The organism is Winogradskyella aurantia (genome assembly GCF_002266855.1).
Classification (GTDB): domain Bacteria; phylum Bacteroidota; class Bacteroidia; order Flavobacteriales; family Flavobacteriaceae; genus Winogradskyella; species Winogradskyella aurantia.
Genome location: NZ_NGJN01000007.1, coordinates 45,633 through 61,322, shown reverse-complemented (window position 1 = coordinate 61,322; position 15,690 = coordinate 45,633). Strand labels below are relative to the sequence as shown.

The 15,690-nt window shown below is 37.7% G+C and carries 18 protein-coding genes and 1 pseudogene; 17 read left to right on the top strand and 2 right to left on the bottom strand.

From position 1 onward, the window contains the following. The first annotated feature begins 66 nt into the window (after positions 1–66). On the top strand, positions 67–681 hold the full coding sequence (locus CA834_RS12610; RefSeq protein ID WP_094969183.1) for a DUF4230 domain-containing protein: 615 nt from the start codon (positions 67–69) through the stop codon (positions 679–681). Here CA834_RS12610 and CA834_RS12605 read toward each other — a convergent pair. After that, a complete protein-coding gene (locus CA834_RS12605) occupies positions 676–981 on the bottom strand; it encodes a rhodanese-like domain-containing protein (RefSeq protein WP_094969076.1) in 306 nt (101 codons plus the stop codon). The two genes, CA834_RS12610 and CA834_RS12605, sit on opposite strands and share 6 nt — an antisense overlap. 101 nt (positions 982–1,082) lie before the next feature. Here CA834_RS12605 and CA834_RS12600 point away from each other — a divergent pair, with 101 nt between their 5' ends. The 16 genes and pseudogenes from CA834_RS12600 (at position 1,083) to CA834_RS12530 (ending at position 15,068) form a co-directional block, all read left to right on the top strand. Then, entirely contained in the window at positions 1,083–1,658 is a 576-nt protein-coding gene (locus CA834_RS12600) for a TetR/AcrR family transcriptional regulator (RefSeq protein ID WP_094969075.1), read from the top strand. Between the two features lie 120 nt (positions 1,659–1,778). Further along, a complete protein-coding gene (locus CA834_RS12595) occupies positions 1,779–2,852 on the top strand; it encodes a 2Fe-2S iron-sulfur cluster-binding protein (protein WP_094969074.1) in 1,074 nt (357 codons plus the stop codon). Between the two features lie 62 nt (positions 2,853–2,914). Continuing rightward, on the top strand, positions 2,915–3,871 hold the full coding sequence (gene paaA / locus CA834_RS12590) for a 1,2-phenylacetyl-CoA epoxidase subunit PaaA (protein ID WP_094969073.1): 957 nt from the start codon (positions 2,915–2,917) through the stop codon (positions 3,869–3,871). Next, complete coding sequence (paaB, locus tag CA834_RS12585; protein WP_094969072.1) at positions 3,871–4,155, top strand: 1,2-phenylacetyl-CoA epoxidase subunit PaaB; 285 nt, start codon at positions 3,871–3,873, stop codon at positions 4,153–4,155. Before paaA ends, paaB begins: the two co-directional genes overlap by 1 nt. Continuing rightward, positions 4,155–4,910: a 1,2-phenylacetyl-CoA epoxidase subunit PaaC gene (gene paaC, locus CA834_RS12580; RefSeq protein WP_094969071.1), complete on the top strand. Its 756-nt coding sequence runs from the start codon at positions 4,155–4,157 to the stop codon at positions 4,908–4,910. The genes paaB and paaC overlap by 1 nt, the downstream gene beginning before the upstream one ends. Before the next feature lies 1 nt (position 4,911). Continuing rightward, on the top strand, positions 4,912–5,415 hold the full coding sequence (gene paaD / locus CA834_RS12575) for a 1,2-phenylacetyl-CoA epoxidase subunit PaaD (RefSeq protein WP_094969070.1): 504 nt from the start codon (positions 4,912–4,914) through the stop codon (positions 5,413–5,415). Positions 5,416–5,470: 55 nt separating this feature from the next. After that, complete coding sequence (locus tag CA834_RS12570; RefSeq protein WP_094969069.1) at positions 5,471–5,827, top strand: VOC family protein; 357 nt, start codon at positions 5,471–5,473, stop codon at positions 5,825–5,827. Position 5,828: 1 nt separating this feature from the next. Further along, on the top strand, positions 5,829–6,611 hold the full coding sequence (locus CA834_RS12565; protein ID WP_094969068.1) for an enoyl-CoA hydratase-related protein: 783 nt from the start codon (positions 5,829–5,831) through the stop codon (positions 6,609–6,611). Positions 6,612–6,766: 155 nt separating this feature from the next. After that, positions 6,767–7,093: pseudogene (locus CA834_RS14765) on the top strand (endonuclease domain-containing protein); the annotation flags it as partial. A 117-nt stretch (positions 7,094–7,210) separates the two neighbouring features. After that, positions 7,211–8,101: a pyridoxal-phosphate dependent enzyme gene (locus CA834_RS12560; RefSeq protein ID WP_240507606.1), complete on the top strand. Its 891-nt coding sequence runs from the start codon at positions 7,211–7,213 to the stop codon at positions 8,099–8,101. A gap of 126 nt (positions 8,102–8,227) precedes the next feature. Then, on the top strand, positions 8,228–9,400 hold the full coding sequence (locus tag CA834_RS12555; RefSeq protein ID WP_094969067.1) for a 3-hydroxyacyl-CoA dehydrogenase NAD-binding domain-containing protein: 1,173 nt from the start codon (positions 8,228–8,230) through the stop codon (positions 9,398–9,400). Continuing rightward, on the top strand, positions 9,401–9,808 hold the full coding sequence (locus tag CA834_RS12550; protein WP_094969066.1) for a PaaI family thioesterase: 408 nt from the start codon (positions 9,401–9,403) through the stop codon (positions 9,806–9,808). After that, positions 9,805–11,019, top strand: a complete 1,215-nt coding sequence (pcaF, locus tag CA834_RS12545; RefSeq protein ID WP_094969065.1) for a 3-oxoadipyl-CoA thiolase — start codon at positions 9,805–9,807, stop codon at positions 11,017–11,019. The genes CA834_RS12550 and pcaF overlap by 4 nt, the downstream gene beginning before the upstream one ends. 150 nt (positions 11,020–11,169) lie before the next feature. Next, entirely contained in the window at positions 11,170–13,707 is a 2,538-nt protein-coding gene (gene paaZ, locus CA834_RS12540) for a phenylacetic acid degradation bifunctional protein PaaZ (protein ID WP_094969064.1), read from the top strand. A gap of 3 nt (positions 13,708–13,710) precedes the next feature. After that, positions 13,711–14,469 (top strand): enoyl-CoA hydratase/isomerase family protein, encoded by a 759-nt coding sequence (locus CA834_RS12535; RefSeq protein WP_094969063.1) that lies wholly within the window; start codon positions 13,711–13,713, stop codon positions 14,467–14,469. A 2-nt stretch (positions 14,470–14,471) separates the two neighbouring features. Beyond that, positions 14,472–15,068, top strand: a complete 597-nt coding sequence (locus CA834_RS12530; protein ID WP_094969062.1) for an acyltransferase — start codon at positions 14,472–14,474, stop codon at positions 15,066–15,068. Between the two features lie 22 nt (positions 15,069–15,090). Here CA834_RS12530 and CA834_RS12525 read toward each other — a convergent pair whose 3' ends face one another. Continuing rightward, entirely contained in the window at positions 15,091–15,564 is a 474-nt protein-coding gene (locus tag CA834_RS12525; RefSeq protein WP_094969181.1) for an Lrp/AsnC family transcriptional regulator, read from the bottom strand. Between the last annotated feature and the right edge of the window lie 126 nt (positions 15,565–15,690).

The window sequence follows — 15,690 nt, the reverse complement described above, 5'->3', positions numbered from 1 at the left end:
AAACCAAAACATTGGCTAGACTTTTAAAACAGAAGTGAGCTGATGTTTTTTTTGTTATATTCGGATATGCGAAAAATAGTATTTGGTGTACTCATCACTTTAATCATCTTATTTACGTTTAAGTATTGCGATGATAAAAAAGAACAAGCTTCAATGCTTAAGGAGAGCTCGAGCTTAATTCAAGAACAGGTCAAAAACGTGAGTAAGCTTGTAGTCTCTGAAGGTCACTTTACGGAAGTTTTTAATTATAAAAACTCAAGGGAAATTTTTGGGAATTATGTAACTGCAGATAAGAAAGCTTTGGTGGTTGTTAACGCTAAGGTTACCGTTGCTTACGACCTAAAACAACTAGAATATAAAATCGATGACGTTAATAAGACGCTTGAAATTTTGGTAATACCAGAGCAGGAAATTTCGATTGCTCCCGATTTGGAGTATTACGACATCCAATCCGATTTTTTTAACCCTTTTGAAGCAGATGATTATAATAGCATTAAAGAAACTATTAAATCATCTCTATTAAAGAAGTTAGAAAACTCCAGCTTGAAATCCAATGCTGAAAATAGACTTATCAGTGAGCTGTCCAAATTCTTTATCCTTACAAAATCACTAGGATGGACGCTAAAATATAATGCCACCGTGATTAAAGATAAAGACGATCTAGAACGTATAGTGTTATAGCACAGACCTTACTTTGGCTATTCCGCCGCCATTAATGGCATCAATGCCATTGGCTACTAAAAATCTTGAAGCATTAGCAGAACGCATACCACTCGCACAATATACTACAACGGGCTTCTTCAATTTCTTTACCTCATCAACACGGTATTCCAGTTCTTGTAGAGGTATATGAATGGCATTGTCAATGTGGTTGCTGTAATATTCGGCATCGGTTCTAACATCTAATATAGCAGCACCTTTATTGAGGTATTCCAAAAGCTGATTTGTAGAGTTGCCAAAGATGACATCTAATATTCCCATAAATTTATTTTTTAAGCAAATTTCTATGAATCCATAGAAAGTTAAAGTATCAAATGTTACAGAACGCGTAGTTAATAAAAATCTTGTTATTTTCGTTATGGATGAGTACAAAAACTGAAACCCGTAAGGAAGAAATAATAAGGATTGCGGCCAAACTATTTAAACAAAAAGGCTATAGCGCCGTAACCATGCGCGATTTAGCTAAAACTATGGGTATAAAAGCTGCAAGTTTATACAATCATATTGAGTCCAAGCAAGCTATTTTACAAGATGTTATTTTGACAATAGCTGAGGAGTTCACTTTAGGAATGGCCTCAATTCAAAATCAAAAAGCATCAAGTACCGAGCAGCTCAAGGCATTAATTCAATTACACGTTAGGATTGCCTGTCACAATCCAGACGGACTCGCTGCCTTAAATTCTGATTGGATGCACCTAGAAGATAAGCTGGAATATTACTTGCAACTGCGAAATGACTACGAAGCTAATTTTAGACATATTATTGAGCGCGGTATTGAAAACAAGGAGATAAAAAATGTTGATATAGAGGTGATTTTATTCTCAATGCTTTCAACATTAAGGACCCTGTATTTATGGATTCCGAAAAAAGACCGTCTCAGCGAGGATGAACTTTCAGCCAGCTTAACTAAGATTCTCATTGAAGGAATTAACACTTAGTTAAGAATTATTTTTGTAAATTTGTTCTCTAAACTAACAAGTGTTAGTTTAACAAGGATGATGTTTTGAAGGTGATATCAAACTAAAACAAAAGGACGAGATTAAATTTCAGAAATTTTAATGGCCGAGTTTCACAAAGTACAATTGCAGGATATTTACAAGGAAACGGATGATACGTCTGTGTTGACCTTTGCTATCCCAGAAGAATTAAAATCTGATTTTGGGTTTCATCAAGGTCAGCATTTAACCTTAAGGCAAATGATTAATGGCGAAGACCTAAGGCGTTCCTATTCGTTGTGTTCAAGTCCATTGGAAAATAAATGGTGTGTTGCCGTGAAGCAAATTCCAGGAGGAAAGTTTTCAACCTATGTCAATAAAGACCTTAAAAAGGGGGAAATGCTCGATATCATGCCACCAAGTGGAACCTTTGGTGTTGATGTGCGGCCTGATGCTGAAAAAAATTACTTGTTTTTTGCCGCTGGTAGTGGAATTACACCCGTATTATCCATGATAAAAACACACTTGGCGGCAGAGCCCAAATCAACTTGTAAGCTCTTTTATGTCAATAAAACGGCAAAATCTATTATCTTTAAAGAAGAGCTAGAACAACTGAGAAACACTTATTTTGGGCGTTTGGAAATATATTATTTCCTAACCAAAGAAAAAAGGGATATAGACTTGTTCAATGGAAGGTTTGATGACGAAAAAATGAAAGTTTTAACCAAAACCTTTATTGATATTCCAGACACGAATGAGGTGTTTTTGTGTGGTCCCGAACAAATGGTAAAATACGTAAGTGATTATTTAATTGAAGCTGGTTTACCAAAAGAGCTTATTCATTTCGAATTGTTCGTGTCGGGATTATCTGAAGAAGATATAAAGCGTCAAGAGCGTTTGGCAAAACAGAATGTTGAAGGTGTTGAAGTAACCGTGATAGATGGAGGTAAGGAGTTTTTATTCACCATGACAAAGGATTATGATAATATCCTTGATGCTGCACTTAATGCTGGCGCTGACTTGCCTTTCGCCTGTAAGGGTGGTGTGTGTAGCACATGCAAGTGTAGGATAGTAGAAGGTGATGTAGAGATGAAAGTTAATTACGCCTTGGAAGCAGATGAGGTGGCCCAAAATTTAGTATTGAGTTGCCAAGCCGTGCCAACCACCGAAAAAGTAGTGGTTGATTTTGATGTTTAAAAAATTGAAAAAGGAAAATAAAGTGTTATAAGCTAAACGTAAATAGCTAAAAGCCAAAAACTATGAGTGAAGAAAAAATTAAGAGTCTAGAGAAACAATTTGAAGACAGAATTCTTAGGGATGAAAAAATCGAGCCTAAAGATTGGATGCCGGAAAAATACCGTCAAACCCATATAAGGCAGATTTCACAACATGCCCATTCAGAGATTGTGGGAATGTTACCAGAAGGGAATTGGATAACCAGAGCACCTTCTTTGCGTCGCAAGGTGGCCTTATTGGCAAAGGTGCAGGATGAAGCCGGTCATGGACTTTATTTATATAGCGCCTGTGAAACCCTTGGTATTTCAAGAGAGGAATTATACGAACAGCTTCATACCGGTAAAGCCAAGTATTCAAGTATTTTCAATTACCCTACAATTACTTGGGCAGATATGGGTGCCATTGGCTGGTTGGTAGATGGTGCTGCTATTATAAACCAAGTGCCATTATGTAATACATCTTATGGGCCTTATGCAAGGGCTATGGTGCGTGTGTGTAAGGAAGAAAGTTTTCACCAAAGACAGGGCTATGAGATTATGATGACTTTGGCTAAAGGAACGCCTGAACAGAAAGACATGGCTCAAGATGCTTTAAATCGCTGGTGGTGGCCATCATTAATGATGTTCGGTCCAACAGATGCAGAATCAGTTCATACAGCTCAATCCATGAAATGGAAGTTAAAGCGCAAGACCAATGATGAGTTACGCCAACAATTTATTGACCAAACTGTTCCGCAGGCAGAATTAATAGGGCTAACGATTCCAGACCCAGATTTAAAATGGAATGAAGAACGTCAGTCCTATGATTTTGGAGAAATAGACTGGGATGAGTTCTGGCAGGTGGTAAAAGGCCATGGACCAATGAATAAAGAACGGATGAATGCCAGAGTATCTGCTTGGGAAAATGGAGCCTGGGTGAGGGATGCGGCCATAGCATATGCAGAAAAACAAAAGGAGTATAAATCTAAACAAGCCATCTAATGAGTAAGAATTGGCCACTTTGGGAAATCTTCGTAAGAAGTAAAAATGGATTAGAACACCGGCATTTCGGAAGTTTGCACGCCGCGGATGCTGAAATGGCATTAGAAAATGCCAGGGATGTGTATACTAGGCGCAATGAGGGTGTCAGTATTTGGGTCGTGGAGTCAAAATATATTACAGCCTCTAATCCAGAACATAATGGCGAATTGTTTGAGCCTGCACAAGATAAAGTGTATCGCCATCCAACATTTTATGATATTCCTGACGAAATAAAGCACATGTAATGAAGAATAAGGACTTATACAATTATATATTAGGTATTGCTGATAATACACTTATTTTAGGTCAGCGACTTGGAGAGTTATGCGGTCATGGCCCAAGTTTAGAAACAGATATTGCTTGCACCAATATTTCTCTAGATTTATTGGGACAAACAAGGAGTTATTTTCAATACGCGGCCAAGTTAAAAGGTGAAGATGCCACAGAAGATACTATCGCTTTTTTAAGAACAGAGCGGCAATATGTTAATGTGTTGTTGGTAGAACAACCAAATATTGATTTTGCCCATACCATTGGGAAACAATTTTTATTCGATGTGTATCACTATTTATTGTTAGAAAAATTGCAACACAGTAAGGACGTTAATCTTTCCGCCATTGCTCATAAATCTATTAAGGAAGTAAGTTATCATCAACGTTTTTCATCCGATTGGGTCAAACGATTAGGGGATGGGACCGATGAAAGCAAAACACGTATGCAAGATGCTATAAATGATTTGTGGCGATATACGGATGAATTATTTCATACGACAGCATCAGATGAGGCAATGATAGCTCAAGGTATCGGTGTTGACGTAAAAGAGTTAAAGACCTCTTATTATGAACGTGTGAGTGCGATTCTAGATTTGGCTAAACTCGACATCCCTGAATCAAAATGGTTTCAAGAAGGTGGTAAAAAAGGTATTCATACGGAGCACATGGGTTATATCTTAAGCGATATGCAGTATATGCAGCGTACATATCCTAATATGACTTGGTGATATGACAGTAGAGCAAGGCGTACATATAGATGAGGTGTTGTTTCCAATTCTAGAAAAAGTATCGGACCCAGAAATTCCGGTACTTTCTATTTTAGAAATGGGCGTAGTTCGTTCGGCAACCTTAAAAGACGACCATGTTCACGTTAAAATAACACCCACATATAGCGGTTGTCCGGCAATGGATGTTATAGGGGATGATATTAAGAAAGCTTTAGACGAGCAGGGATACACCTCTGAAGTGGAGCTTATACTTTCTCCGGCGTGGACCACGGATTGGATAACAGCTAAAGGACGAAAGGCACTTGAAGATTATGGTATTGCTGCACCCTTAGGGGCTGAAGCAGATAAAGGGGTTTTGTTACATGGAAAACGACTGGTGAAATGCCCGCAGTGTGGATCCCATAATACAAGAATGGTCAGCCAATTTGGGTCAACAGCTTGCAAAGCACAATTTCAGTGTGATGATTGCCAAGAACCTTTTGATTATTTTAAATGTTTGAAATAGTAAGTAATTATCAACCTGAGCTTACTTCAGGATTTCATCGATAGAAACTAAAATAATGTTAGGATTAAGAACAACGGCATATAAAGTAGATGATTTAGCCAAGGCTAAAGAGTGGTATACTAAAGCATTTAAAACCGAACCTTATTTTGATGAATCCTTTTATGTAGGTTTTAATATTCAAGGTTATGAATTAGGTTTGCAACCAGAAGCTTCAATAAAAGGTGACAGTGTTCTGTCGTATTGGGGTGTTGAAAATATCAAAGAAGAATATAACCGTTTATTAGAGTTAGGAGCCACTGAACATGAAAAACCAATGAATGTTGGTGGCGAGTTAATGGTTTGCTCAGTCAAGGATCCTTGGGGCAATATTATTGGACTCATCTATAATCCATATTTTAAATTGCCAGAATGATATGAGTAATTCAATTGAATTAAAAATTGACAATAAAGTCGCAACCATAACCCTAAACAGACCAGAGGTATTTAATAGTTTTAATCGCGAAATGGCATTAAGCCTTCAGAGAATCCTTGATGATTGTGAAGCTAACGATGACGTTAGAGCTATTGTTTTAACAGGAAATGGAAAAGCATTCTGTGCTGGTCAAGATTTAAAAGAAGTGACGAACCCAGAATTAAACCCTGGATTTAAAAAAATACTTGAAGAACATTATAACCCCATAATTACCAGACTTCGAGCAATCCATAAACCAATCATAGGAGCAATTAATGGAGTAGCTGCTGGTGCTGGGGCAAATATTGCATTGGCCTGTGATATCGTTGTTGCTCATGAAAAGGTCAGTTTTATTCAAGCTTTCAGCCTCATAGGGCTCGTGCCTGATAGTGCTGGAACTTTCTTTTTGCCACGAATAATTGGTTTTCAAAAAGCACAAGCTTTAGCGATGTTAGGGGATAAAATTTCAGCTGAGGAAGCCGAAAAAATGGGAATGATTTATAAATTGATTCCCCTAGATAATTTTGAAGAAGATGTTAATAAACTGGCAATTAAACTAGCCAATATGCCAACTAAAGCTTTAGGTCTTATTAAAGAGCTATTCAATAAGTCAATGACCAATACTTTAGAAGACCAATTAGCTTTAGAATCTAAATTACAAATAGAAGCAGCAAGCAGTAATGATTATGCAGAAGGTGTTGCCGCATTTATAGAAAAGCGTAAGCCAAATTTTAAAGGAAACTAAAAGATTATTACTAACGATTGTCCCCTTGAGGGGACTTTAGGGGTGTTGATTCAAGTTTAATTAAACAGATTTAATTAATTGGGCATGTTTAAAATTTAATTATAGAGTTCCAAATTAGAATTGTCCCCTTGAGGGGACTTTAGGGGTGTAAAAAAGTGAAAAACAAAATAATTCCATATAATCCAAGACTAAAAGAGTTTGCAAAACAGCTAAGAAAAAACAGCACATTAGCCGAAGTTCTATTATGGAAAAATATTAAGAATAAAGCGCTTGGAGTTGAATTTCACAGACAAGTACCGATGCTAGATTACATCGTTGATTTTTACTGCCATGAAATTCAGCTTGCCATTGAGATTGATGGAAATTCTCACGATTATAGATATTTTGAGGATGTAAATAGACAGAACAAACTAGAAGAACGAGGAGTTAAATTTATTAGATTTAGTGATGCTGATGTAAAGAACAATATGTTCAGTGTTTATAAGTCGCTTGAAGAAAAAGTAAATGCGTTAAAAACACCCCTAAAGTCCCCTCAAGGGGACAATCAAGATGATTTAAAACAAACCCTCACTGAAGTTCACAATAAAATAAAACCTTTTATTCACAGAACACCTGTGCTCACCTCAGAATTGTTAAATGAGAAAGCAGGTTGCCATTTGTTTTTTAAATGTGAGAACTTTCAAAAGATGGGGGCTTTTAAAATGCGAGGTGCAGCAAATGCTATTTTATCCCTTTCAGAAGAGGAACGACAACGCGGTGTAGTCACACATTCTTCGGGTAACTTTGCCCAAGCCGTTGCATTGGCTGCTCAAAAATTAAATGTTAGGGCCTATATCGTAATGCCGGAAAACGCACCTCAAGTTAAAAAAGATGGTGTAAAAACTTATCAAGGAGAAATTATTGAATGTGAATCAACGCCAGAAGCAAGAGAGGAGACAGCCATTAAAATTAAAGAAGAAAAAGGAGCGTCTTTTTTACACCCATCCAATCAAGATGAGGTCATTTATGGCAATAGCACGGCTGCGATGGAGTTGCTTGAAGATTATCCAGAATTAGATGTAATTTTAGCACCAGTGGGTGGTGGCGGACTTATTGCCGGAACGGCTTTGGCAGCTCATTATTTTGGTAATGGCTGTAAGGTAATTGGAGGTGAGCCTTTTGAAGTGGACGATGCCTATCGTTCCCTTTTATCTGGTAAAATTGAAAAGAATCTAAACACAAATACAATAGCAGACGGATTAAGGACGTATTTGGGCGATCGAAATTTTCCAATCATTCAACGACATGTCAAAAAAATTATCCGTGTCGAAGAAGATGAAATTATAAATGCCATGAAGCTCATTTGGGAGCGCATGAAAATTATTATAGAACCGTCGTGTGCGGTGCCTTTTGCAGCCGTATTGAAGAATAAAGAAGAATTTGCAACTAAGAACGTTGGAATTATTTTATCCGGCGGAAATGTAGATGTAACAAACCTTCCATTTGGATGATTTGTCATCCTGAACTTTATTCAGGATGTCATCAAAATTTTACCGTCAGTTCGAGCGCAGTCGAGAACAAAGTAAAATTTAAAAAGAAGTTTAATTAAAAAGTTACCCACTTTCGTGGGCATAAAGATGAACGTAGGAATAATAGGTTCAGGAACCATGGGAAGTGGTATCGCGCAAGTTGCTGCCACCACTGGTTGTAAGGTCAAATTATACGATACTAATCGAGCGGCTTTAGATAATGCCAAGGCTGCTCTTGAAAAGATTTTGTCACGATTAATTGAAAAGGGAAGAATCGACTCTGCTGAGAAAATCAGAATTCAAGATAATATTTCATACGTCGATAATCTAAAGGATTTGTCAGATTCAGATTTAACGATTGAGGCCATCATCGAAAACCTAGAAATTAAACAAAAGGTGTTTTCGGAACTGGAAATTTATGTGTCTGAAGACTGTATAATAGCATCCAACACCTCTAGTCTGTCTATTGCATCTATAGCGTCATCTTTAAAAAAGCCAAAACGCTGTGTAGGAATTCATTTTTTCAATCCCGCACCATTGATGAAGTTGGTTGAAGTCATTCCGGCTATTCAAACCTCATATGAAGTTCTTGAAAAAACTATAGATACTATAACAAGTTGGCAAAAAGTAGTGGCTGTTGCTAAAGACACACCTGGTTTTATTGTTAACAGGGTGGCACGTCCTTTTTATGGGGAAGCACTTAGGATTTATGAAGAAGGAATTGCGGATTTTGCAACCATCGATTCGAGTTTAAAAACTATTGGTGGATTTAGAATGGGACCTTTTGAATTAATGGATTTTATAGGGAATGACGTGAATTATACGGTTACAGAAACTGTATTTAAAGAATTTTATTTCGACCCTAGATATAAACCATCATTTACGCAAAAGCGCTTTGCTGAAGCAGGTTATTTGGGAAGAAAATCAGGAATTGGATATTATGACTATGATAACAATGGAAAGAAAATTGAAAATGATAATGTTGCCCTGAGCGCAGTCGAAGAGTCTTTAAAACAAAACATATTTGAAAGAGTTTTAGTAATGCTCATTAATGAAGCAGCGGATGCATTATTTTTAAATATCGCTTCAGCTGAAGATATAGACAACGCTATGACCAAGGGGGTTAATTATCCAAAAGGATTATTAGCTTGGGCAGATGAGAAAGGTATAGATTGGTGCGTTTCAAAATTAGATGAATTGTATGACGAATACCATGAAGATAGATACCGATGCAGTCCGTTATTGCGCAAAATGAATAGAGAACATAAAACATTCTTTTAATTGAAAGGCGAAGAAATTCCATATAAAATGTTATCTCAAGATGCCTTTAGCCAATGGTTAGGGATTGAGATTTTAGATTGTGAAATAGGACGTTGCAAATTAGGAATGACTATCAGAAAGGACATGCTTAATAGCATGAATAAAGCGCATGGTGGTATAAGTTATTCATTAGCTGATACGGCTTTTGGTTTTGCGGCCAATACACATGGCAAATATGCAGTGTCTATTGAAACGAGTATAAATCATATCGAAGCATTAGATGAAGGAGATTATTTAGTAGCAGAATCTGTCATTGAAAAAGTTAATAACAAATTAGGGTTTAATGTCATCGAAGTAAAACGAGGTGACGAATTAATTGCACTTTTTAAAGGAGTGGTTTACAGAACTCAAAAAGATTGGGAAGAATGAAAGAAGCATATATAATAGACGGTATTAGAACGCCAATAGGAAATTACAAAGGAACTCTATCTGCGGTGCGTACAGACGATTTAGGAGCATTAGTTATTTCAGAAGTTGTAAAGCGTAATCCAAGCATCCCAAAAGAAGCCTATGATGATGTCATTATGGGTTGTGCTAATCAAGCAGGTGAAGACAATCGCAATGTAGCACGTATGTCATCACTTTTGGCCGGATTACCATTTACAGTTCCAGGAGAAACAGTTAACCGTTTGTGTAGTTCTGGTTTATCAGCAATTATTCATGCAAACAGAGCAATAAAAGCAGGTGATGGGGATGTGTTTATTTCAGGAGGTGTTGAAAATATGACGAGAGGACCTTATGTTATTGCAAAACCATCAAGCGCATTCGGTAACGACTCTAAAATGTACGACTCGAGTTTTGGATGGCGCTTTATCAATCCAAAAATGCATGAGATGTACGGAACCGATGGAATGGGAAATACAGCTGAAAATCTAGTAGAAAAGTATGGTATTTCAAGAGAAGACCAAGACAAGTTCGCCTACTGGAGCCAAATGAAAGCTACGAAAGCACAAGAAAATGGCAGACTGGCTAAGGAAATTATAACGGTTGAAATTCCACAACGTAAAAAAGACCCTATTTTATTTTCAAAGGATGAATTTGTAAAACCAAATACATCGTTAGAAGTTCTAGGAAAATTAAGACCCGCTTTTAAAAAAGAAGGTGGAAGTGTTACAGCAGGAAATTCTTCAGGATTGAATGATGGTGCTGCGGCAACCATTATCGCCTCAGAAGATGCCGTAAAAAAATACAATCTAAAACCATTAGCAAGAATAGTAAGTTCAGCTGTAGTTGGTGTAGAACCGCGACTAATGGGAATAGGTCCAGTTCAAGCGTCTAACAAAGCCTTAGAAAAAGCAGGCTTAACCATGGACGATATGGATATCATTGAGTTAAACGAAGCCTTTGCAGCCCAGGCATTGGCATGTACAAGAGCTTGGGGATTGGCAGATGACGATTCAAGACTGAATCCAAATGGAGGTTCCATAGCAATTGGTCATCCATTAGGAGTTACAGGAGCAAGAATAGCCTATTCCGCAGCCTTGGAATTACAGGAACAGAAGAAGAGATATGGATTAATTACCATGTGTATTGGCGTTGGTCAAGGTTATGCTGCGATTATAGAAAATACGAAATTATAGGGGAGAGAGTATAATGCCCTAGATTGTCCCCTTGAGGATTATTGAGATACAAACGAAAGTTTATATCGAAAATATCGAGCGTAGCTTATTAGGGGTGTTTTTAAATAAATCAGATTCTCATTTTGTTGGGAAAGGTAAACGAATTTATCGATGAATAAAATACAACACTACGTCCAAGGAAACTGGACAACAGGAAAAGAAGACGGAACACCAATCTTAGATGCCGTCACAGGCGAGGCATTCACTAGTGTGGCCATTGAAGGATTGGATATTCCTGAAATTCTTAATTACGGAAGGACTAAAGGTAGCGAAAAACTTCGTAAAATGACCTTTCAAGAGCGAGGCAATATGCTTAAAAGTCTAGCATTATATCTCACAAAAAGGAAGGATGCTTTTTATGAGCTAAGCTATAGAACAGGTGCAACCAAAGTAGATAGCTGGATTGATATCGAGGGAGGTTTTGGAAACCTGTTCGCTAATGCGTCGCTCAGAAAACTATTCCCAAACCAACCTTACCATGTGGAAGGTGACCCTATTGATTTATCTCGTGGCGGACGTTTTATGGCACATCATATCATGGTACCTAAAAAAGGAGTAGCAGTGCATATCAATGCGTTTAATTTCCCGGTTTGGGGCATGTTGGAAAAATGTGCGGTTAATTGGATGGCGGGTGTTCCAGCAGTGGTATTGCCGGCACCGTCATCATCCTATTTAGCTGAAGCCGTTGCCAGAGAAATTGTAAATTCAGGTATTTTACCCGAAGGTGCGTTGCAAATCATAAACGGAACGGTAAAAACAATACTGGATACGGTGGAATCACAAGACGTGGTTACGTTTACGGGTTCGGCAAGTACAGGTCGTCTATTAAAAGCACATCCAAGATTGATACAGGAGTCCGTGCCATTCACCATGGAAGCAGATTCATTAAATGCTTCTATATTGGGTGGAGATGCAGTCCCTGGAACGCCAGAATTCGATTTGTTTATCAAAGAAGTTAGAAAGGAAATGACGGTTAAAGCTGGACAAAAATGTACAGCGATTAGAAGAATTGTAGTGCCCGAAAATCTGGTTGAAGATGTTCAAATCGCTTTAGGTAAAGCATTGGACAAAGTCACTATTGGCGACCCAAGACTTAAAGAAGTGCGCATGGGGTCCTTGGTGAGTCGACAGCAAGTTCAGGCTGTTCGAGATTCTGTGAATGATTTGGCTAAAGAGGCACAAATCGTTTATGGCGACTTGGATAAAATTGAGACTATTGGAGCTGATGCAAACAAGGGTGCTTTTATTAGCCCGATTTTGTTGCGTGCAGACCATCCATTCCAGAATACAATCATTCATGAGCGTGAAGCTTTTGGTCCAGTAAGTACCATCATGCCCTATAAAACATTAGATGAGGCCATTACCCTTGCGCAAATGGGGAAAGGGTCTTTGGTATCATCAATCGCAACCTTCGATGACAGTATTGCAAAAGAATACGTGGTCAATGCGGCTAGTCATCACGGACGGATTCTGGTGCTTAATCGTGAATCGGCTAAAGAAAGTACTGGTCATGGTTCGCCATTGCCGTATTTGGTTCATGGCGGTCCAGGACGCGCTGGTGGTGGCGAGGAAATGGGAGGTATGCGCGGTATTAAACATTACCTACAACGTACGGCCATACAGGGGTCGCCAACAACGATCACGGAAATCACTGGGATTTACCAACAAAACGCAAAATATAAAGAGGCAGAACAGCATCCCTTTAAGTACCATTGGGAAGACATACAACCAGGAATGTCTCTCAAGACTCACAAGCGCACACTAACAGATACTGATATTCTCAACTTTGCCAATCTCACATGGGATCATTTTTATGCCCACACTGATATTACCTCTTTAGACGGTAGTATTTTTGAGAAACGAACAGCGCATGGTTATTTCATTATTTCAGCAGCTGCAGGACTTTTTGTTTATCCAAATAAGGGGCCTGTTGCAGCAAATTATGGTTTAGATAGTATCCGATTTTTAAGACCATTGTATCATAATGATACTATATATGTACGATTAACCTGTAAGGAAAAAGTTGACCGTGACGTTGCATCAGCAGAGCATCCTAGTGGTATAGTTAAATGGCATGTAGAAGTATTTGATGCTAATTTTGAAAGTAGACCTGAAAGTCAAAAAAACGAAAAAGATAGTCCGTTAGTTGCTGTTGCTACAATTCTGACTATGGTTCAAAAGAAACAAGAAACCTTCGTTGAGATGACAAATGAGAAAATAGAAGAGTGTTTGTCAAAATTGAAAGAAGACACCAAACCAAAATGGGGCATTATGACGCCTCAACATATGATAGAGCATTTGGAATACACTTATAAAATTGCATCAGGTGAAATACAAGATTTTGAAATTTCGACACCTGAAAAAATTCTAGAGAAGGTCAAAAATAGCCTTTGGAACTACGATAAATTTCCAAAGAACAGTCAGTTTCCATTACTGGAAAAAGATACACTTGATGCTTTGAAGCATGAAGATTTAGCCTCAGCAATTGACAAATTTAAGGCACAGCGCGAGAAGTATATAGAGTATTTTAAAGAACATCCAGACGCTACGTTAAGTAATATGGTGTTTGGAGAATTAAACAGATACGAGTGGTACTTGTTGGAACGCAAGCACCTGAATCACCATTTTGAACAATTTGGATTAATATAAGTTATGTCAGAAAAACAACCATACGTAAAACAAACTATTGAAAACGAAGTAGGTTATATTGAATTTTTTCATCCTGCGCACAATTCCTTACCAGGAGAATTGCTTTCAAAGTTGGCTCAAACCATTACCGAAGCTGGAGAAAATGATGATATAAAAGTCATTGTTCTAAAAAGTGGCGGAGATAGAACCTTCTGTGCAGGAGCTAGTTTTAATGAACTGATTAATATCAATGATGAAGCAACTGGGAAAGTCTTCTTTTCTGGATTTGCTAATGTAATCAATGCCATGCGTAAATGTCCAAAGTTTATCATTGGACGAATCCAAGGAAAGACAGTTGGAGGGGGTGTGGGCTTGGCCGCTTCAACAGACTATTGTATGGCCACAAAATTCGCTTCTATTAAATTAAGTGAGTTAAATATTGGTATCGGGCCTTTTGTAGTTGGGCCAGCCATTGAGCGCAAAATGGGCTTAAGTGCAATGTCGCAAATTGCCATAGATGCCAATTCATTCTATTCTGCAGAATGGGCCAAGAATAAAGGACTTTTTACAAATGTCTTTGAAACTACCGAAGATTTGGATGAAGCTGTTAAGACAACTGCCGAACATTTGTGTACCTATAATCCGGAAGCCATGCTTGAAATGAAAAAAGTATTCTGGAAAGGTACTGAGGAATGGGATGAGCTTTTATCGAAACGTGCACAGACAAGTGGAAGATTAGTGCTTTCAGAGTTTACAAAGGAAAAACTTAAAGGATTTAAATAAGAATGGTATACAGTTTCAAAGGCTACACACCTGTTGTTCACAAAACAAGTTTTGTGCATCCATTAGCTGCGGTTACTGGCAATGTTATTATTGGAAGAGACTGCTACATTGGTCCTGGAGCCGCTATACGCGGCGATTGGGGACAAATTATTTTAGAGGATGGTGTTAATGTGCAAGAAAATTGTACGGTGCATATGTTTCCAGGAAAGTCAATAACCCTTAAGGAAAGTGCGCATGTGGGTCATGGGGCCATTATACACGGAGCAAATTTAGGTAGAAATTGTTTGATTGGAATGAACGCAGTGATTATGGATGATGCTGAAATTGGCGATGAGTCCATTATAGGTGCCATGACATTTGTAAAAGCCGATACTAAAATCCCGGAGCGTAGTTTGGTCGTTGGAAATCCTGCAAAAGTGGTAAAGCAGGTCAGTGACGAAATGATAGAATGGAAAACTAAAGGGACGCAATTATATCAGCGATTACCTCAAGAATGTCATGAGACGTTAAGGGAAGTTGAGCCACTTCGAGAAGTGCCTGAAAATATGAAAGTTCAAGATGATATTTATAAAACACTTCGTGAAACGTTCAAAAAATAATATTCTAGTCAACAGCCAACAACTAAACCCTACTCAAATCAATCTCATTGGTTTCTTTACCTGTTGAGAGTGTAATTAAACTTTGTACATTGCCTAAATAGGGGAGTAGCGTTAACTTCGTTATAATGAAGTGTTCATAAGCTTCAATATCCTCAACCACTAATTTTAAAAGATAGTCGAAGTTGCCACTTACTCTGTGACACTCAATGACTTCAGGAAAACTATTGATTTGACTTACAAATTTTTCAAGGTAACTTCTCGTATGTCCCTGAAGTGTAATGCCCATAAAAACAACTTGCTTTAAGCCTATTTTTTTATGATTGAGTAGTGCGACATACTTTTTTATATAACCTTCCTTTTCGAGTTTTTTGATGCGTTCAAAAATAGGTGAGGTAGTCATGCCCAGTTCATTAGCAATACTTTTTGTGGTCCGACTGCTATCCTTTTGTAGGATAGCTAAAATCTGGGTATCAATTTTATCAAGAATAAGAGCCATAGAAAAATATTTTTTTGATGATTGATATTCAAACATAAAAAGAATAAAAAATTAAAAAAAGTAAATTTTAAAGTAAAATTTTTTGTTTATATATCTTTTATAAGATTTTAACAAAACCAAAATTAG

Excerpts from the sequence above, each read along its gene's own strand:
- CA834_RS12610 (WP_094969183.1), top strand. The coding sequence starts at position 67 with ATGCGAAAAATAGTATTTGGTGTACTCATCACTTTAATCATCTTATTT.
- paaB (WP_094969072.1), top strand. The coding sequence starts at position 3,871 with ATGAGTAAGAATTGGCCACTTTGGGAAATCTTCGTAAGAAGTAAAAAT.
- paaC (WP_094969071.1), top strand. The coding sequence starts at position 4,155 with ATGAAGAATAAGGACTTATACAATTATATATTAGGTATTGCTGATAAT.
- paaD (WP_094969070.1), top strand. The coding sequence starts at position 4,912 with ATGACAGTAGAGCAAGGCGTACATATAGATGAGGTGTTGTTTCCAATT.
- CA834_RS12570 (WP_094969069.1), top strand. The coding sequence starts at position 5,471 with ATGTTAGGATTAAGAACAACGGCATATAAAGTAGATGATTTAGCCAAG.
- CA834_RS12525 (WP_094969181.1), bottom strand. The coding sequence starts at position 15,564 with ATGGCTCTTATTCTTGATAAAATTGATACCCAGATTTTAGCTATCCTA.
- paaA (WP_094969073.1), top strand. The coding sequence starts at position 2,915 with ATGAGTGAAGAAAAAATTAAGAGTCTAGAGAAACAATTTGAAGACAGA.
- CA834_RS12595 (WP_094969074.1), top strand. The coding sequence starts at position 1,779 with ATGGCCGAGTTTCACAAAGTACAATTGCAGGATATTTACAAGGAAACG.
- CA834_RS12565 (WP_094969068.1), top strand. The coding sequence starts at position 5,829 with ATGAGTAATTCAATTGAATTAAAAATTGACAATAAAGTCGCAACCATA.
- CA834_RS12535 (WP_094969063.1), top strand. The coding sequence starts at position 13,711 with ATGTCAGAAAAACAACCATACGTAAAACAAACTATTGAAAACGAAGTA.
- CA834_RS12605 (WP_094969076.1), bottom strand. The coding sequence starts at position 981 with ATGGGAATATTAGATGTCATCTTTGGCAACTCTACAAATCAGCTTTTG.
- paaZ (WP_094969064.1), top strand. The coding sequence starts at position 11,170 with ATGAATAAAATACAACACTACGTCCAAGGAAACTGGACAACAGGAAAA.
- CA834_RS12530 (WP_094969062.1), top strand. The coding sequence starts at position 14,472 with ATGGTATACAGTTTCAAAGGCTACACACCTGTTGTTCACAAAACAAGT.
- CA834_RS12555 (WP_094969067.1), top strand. The coding sequence starts at position 8,228 with ATGAACGTAGGAATAATAGGTTCAGGAACCATGGGAAGTGGTATCGCG.
- CA834_RS12600 (WP_094969075.1), top strand. The coding sequence starts at position 1,083 with ATGAGTACAAAAACTGAAACCCGTAAGGAAGAAATAATAAGGATTGCG.
- pcaF (WP_094969065.1), top strand. The coding sequence starts at position 9,805 with ATGAAAGAAGCATATATAATAGACGGTATTAGAACGCCAATAGGAAAT.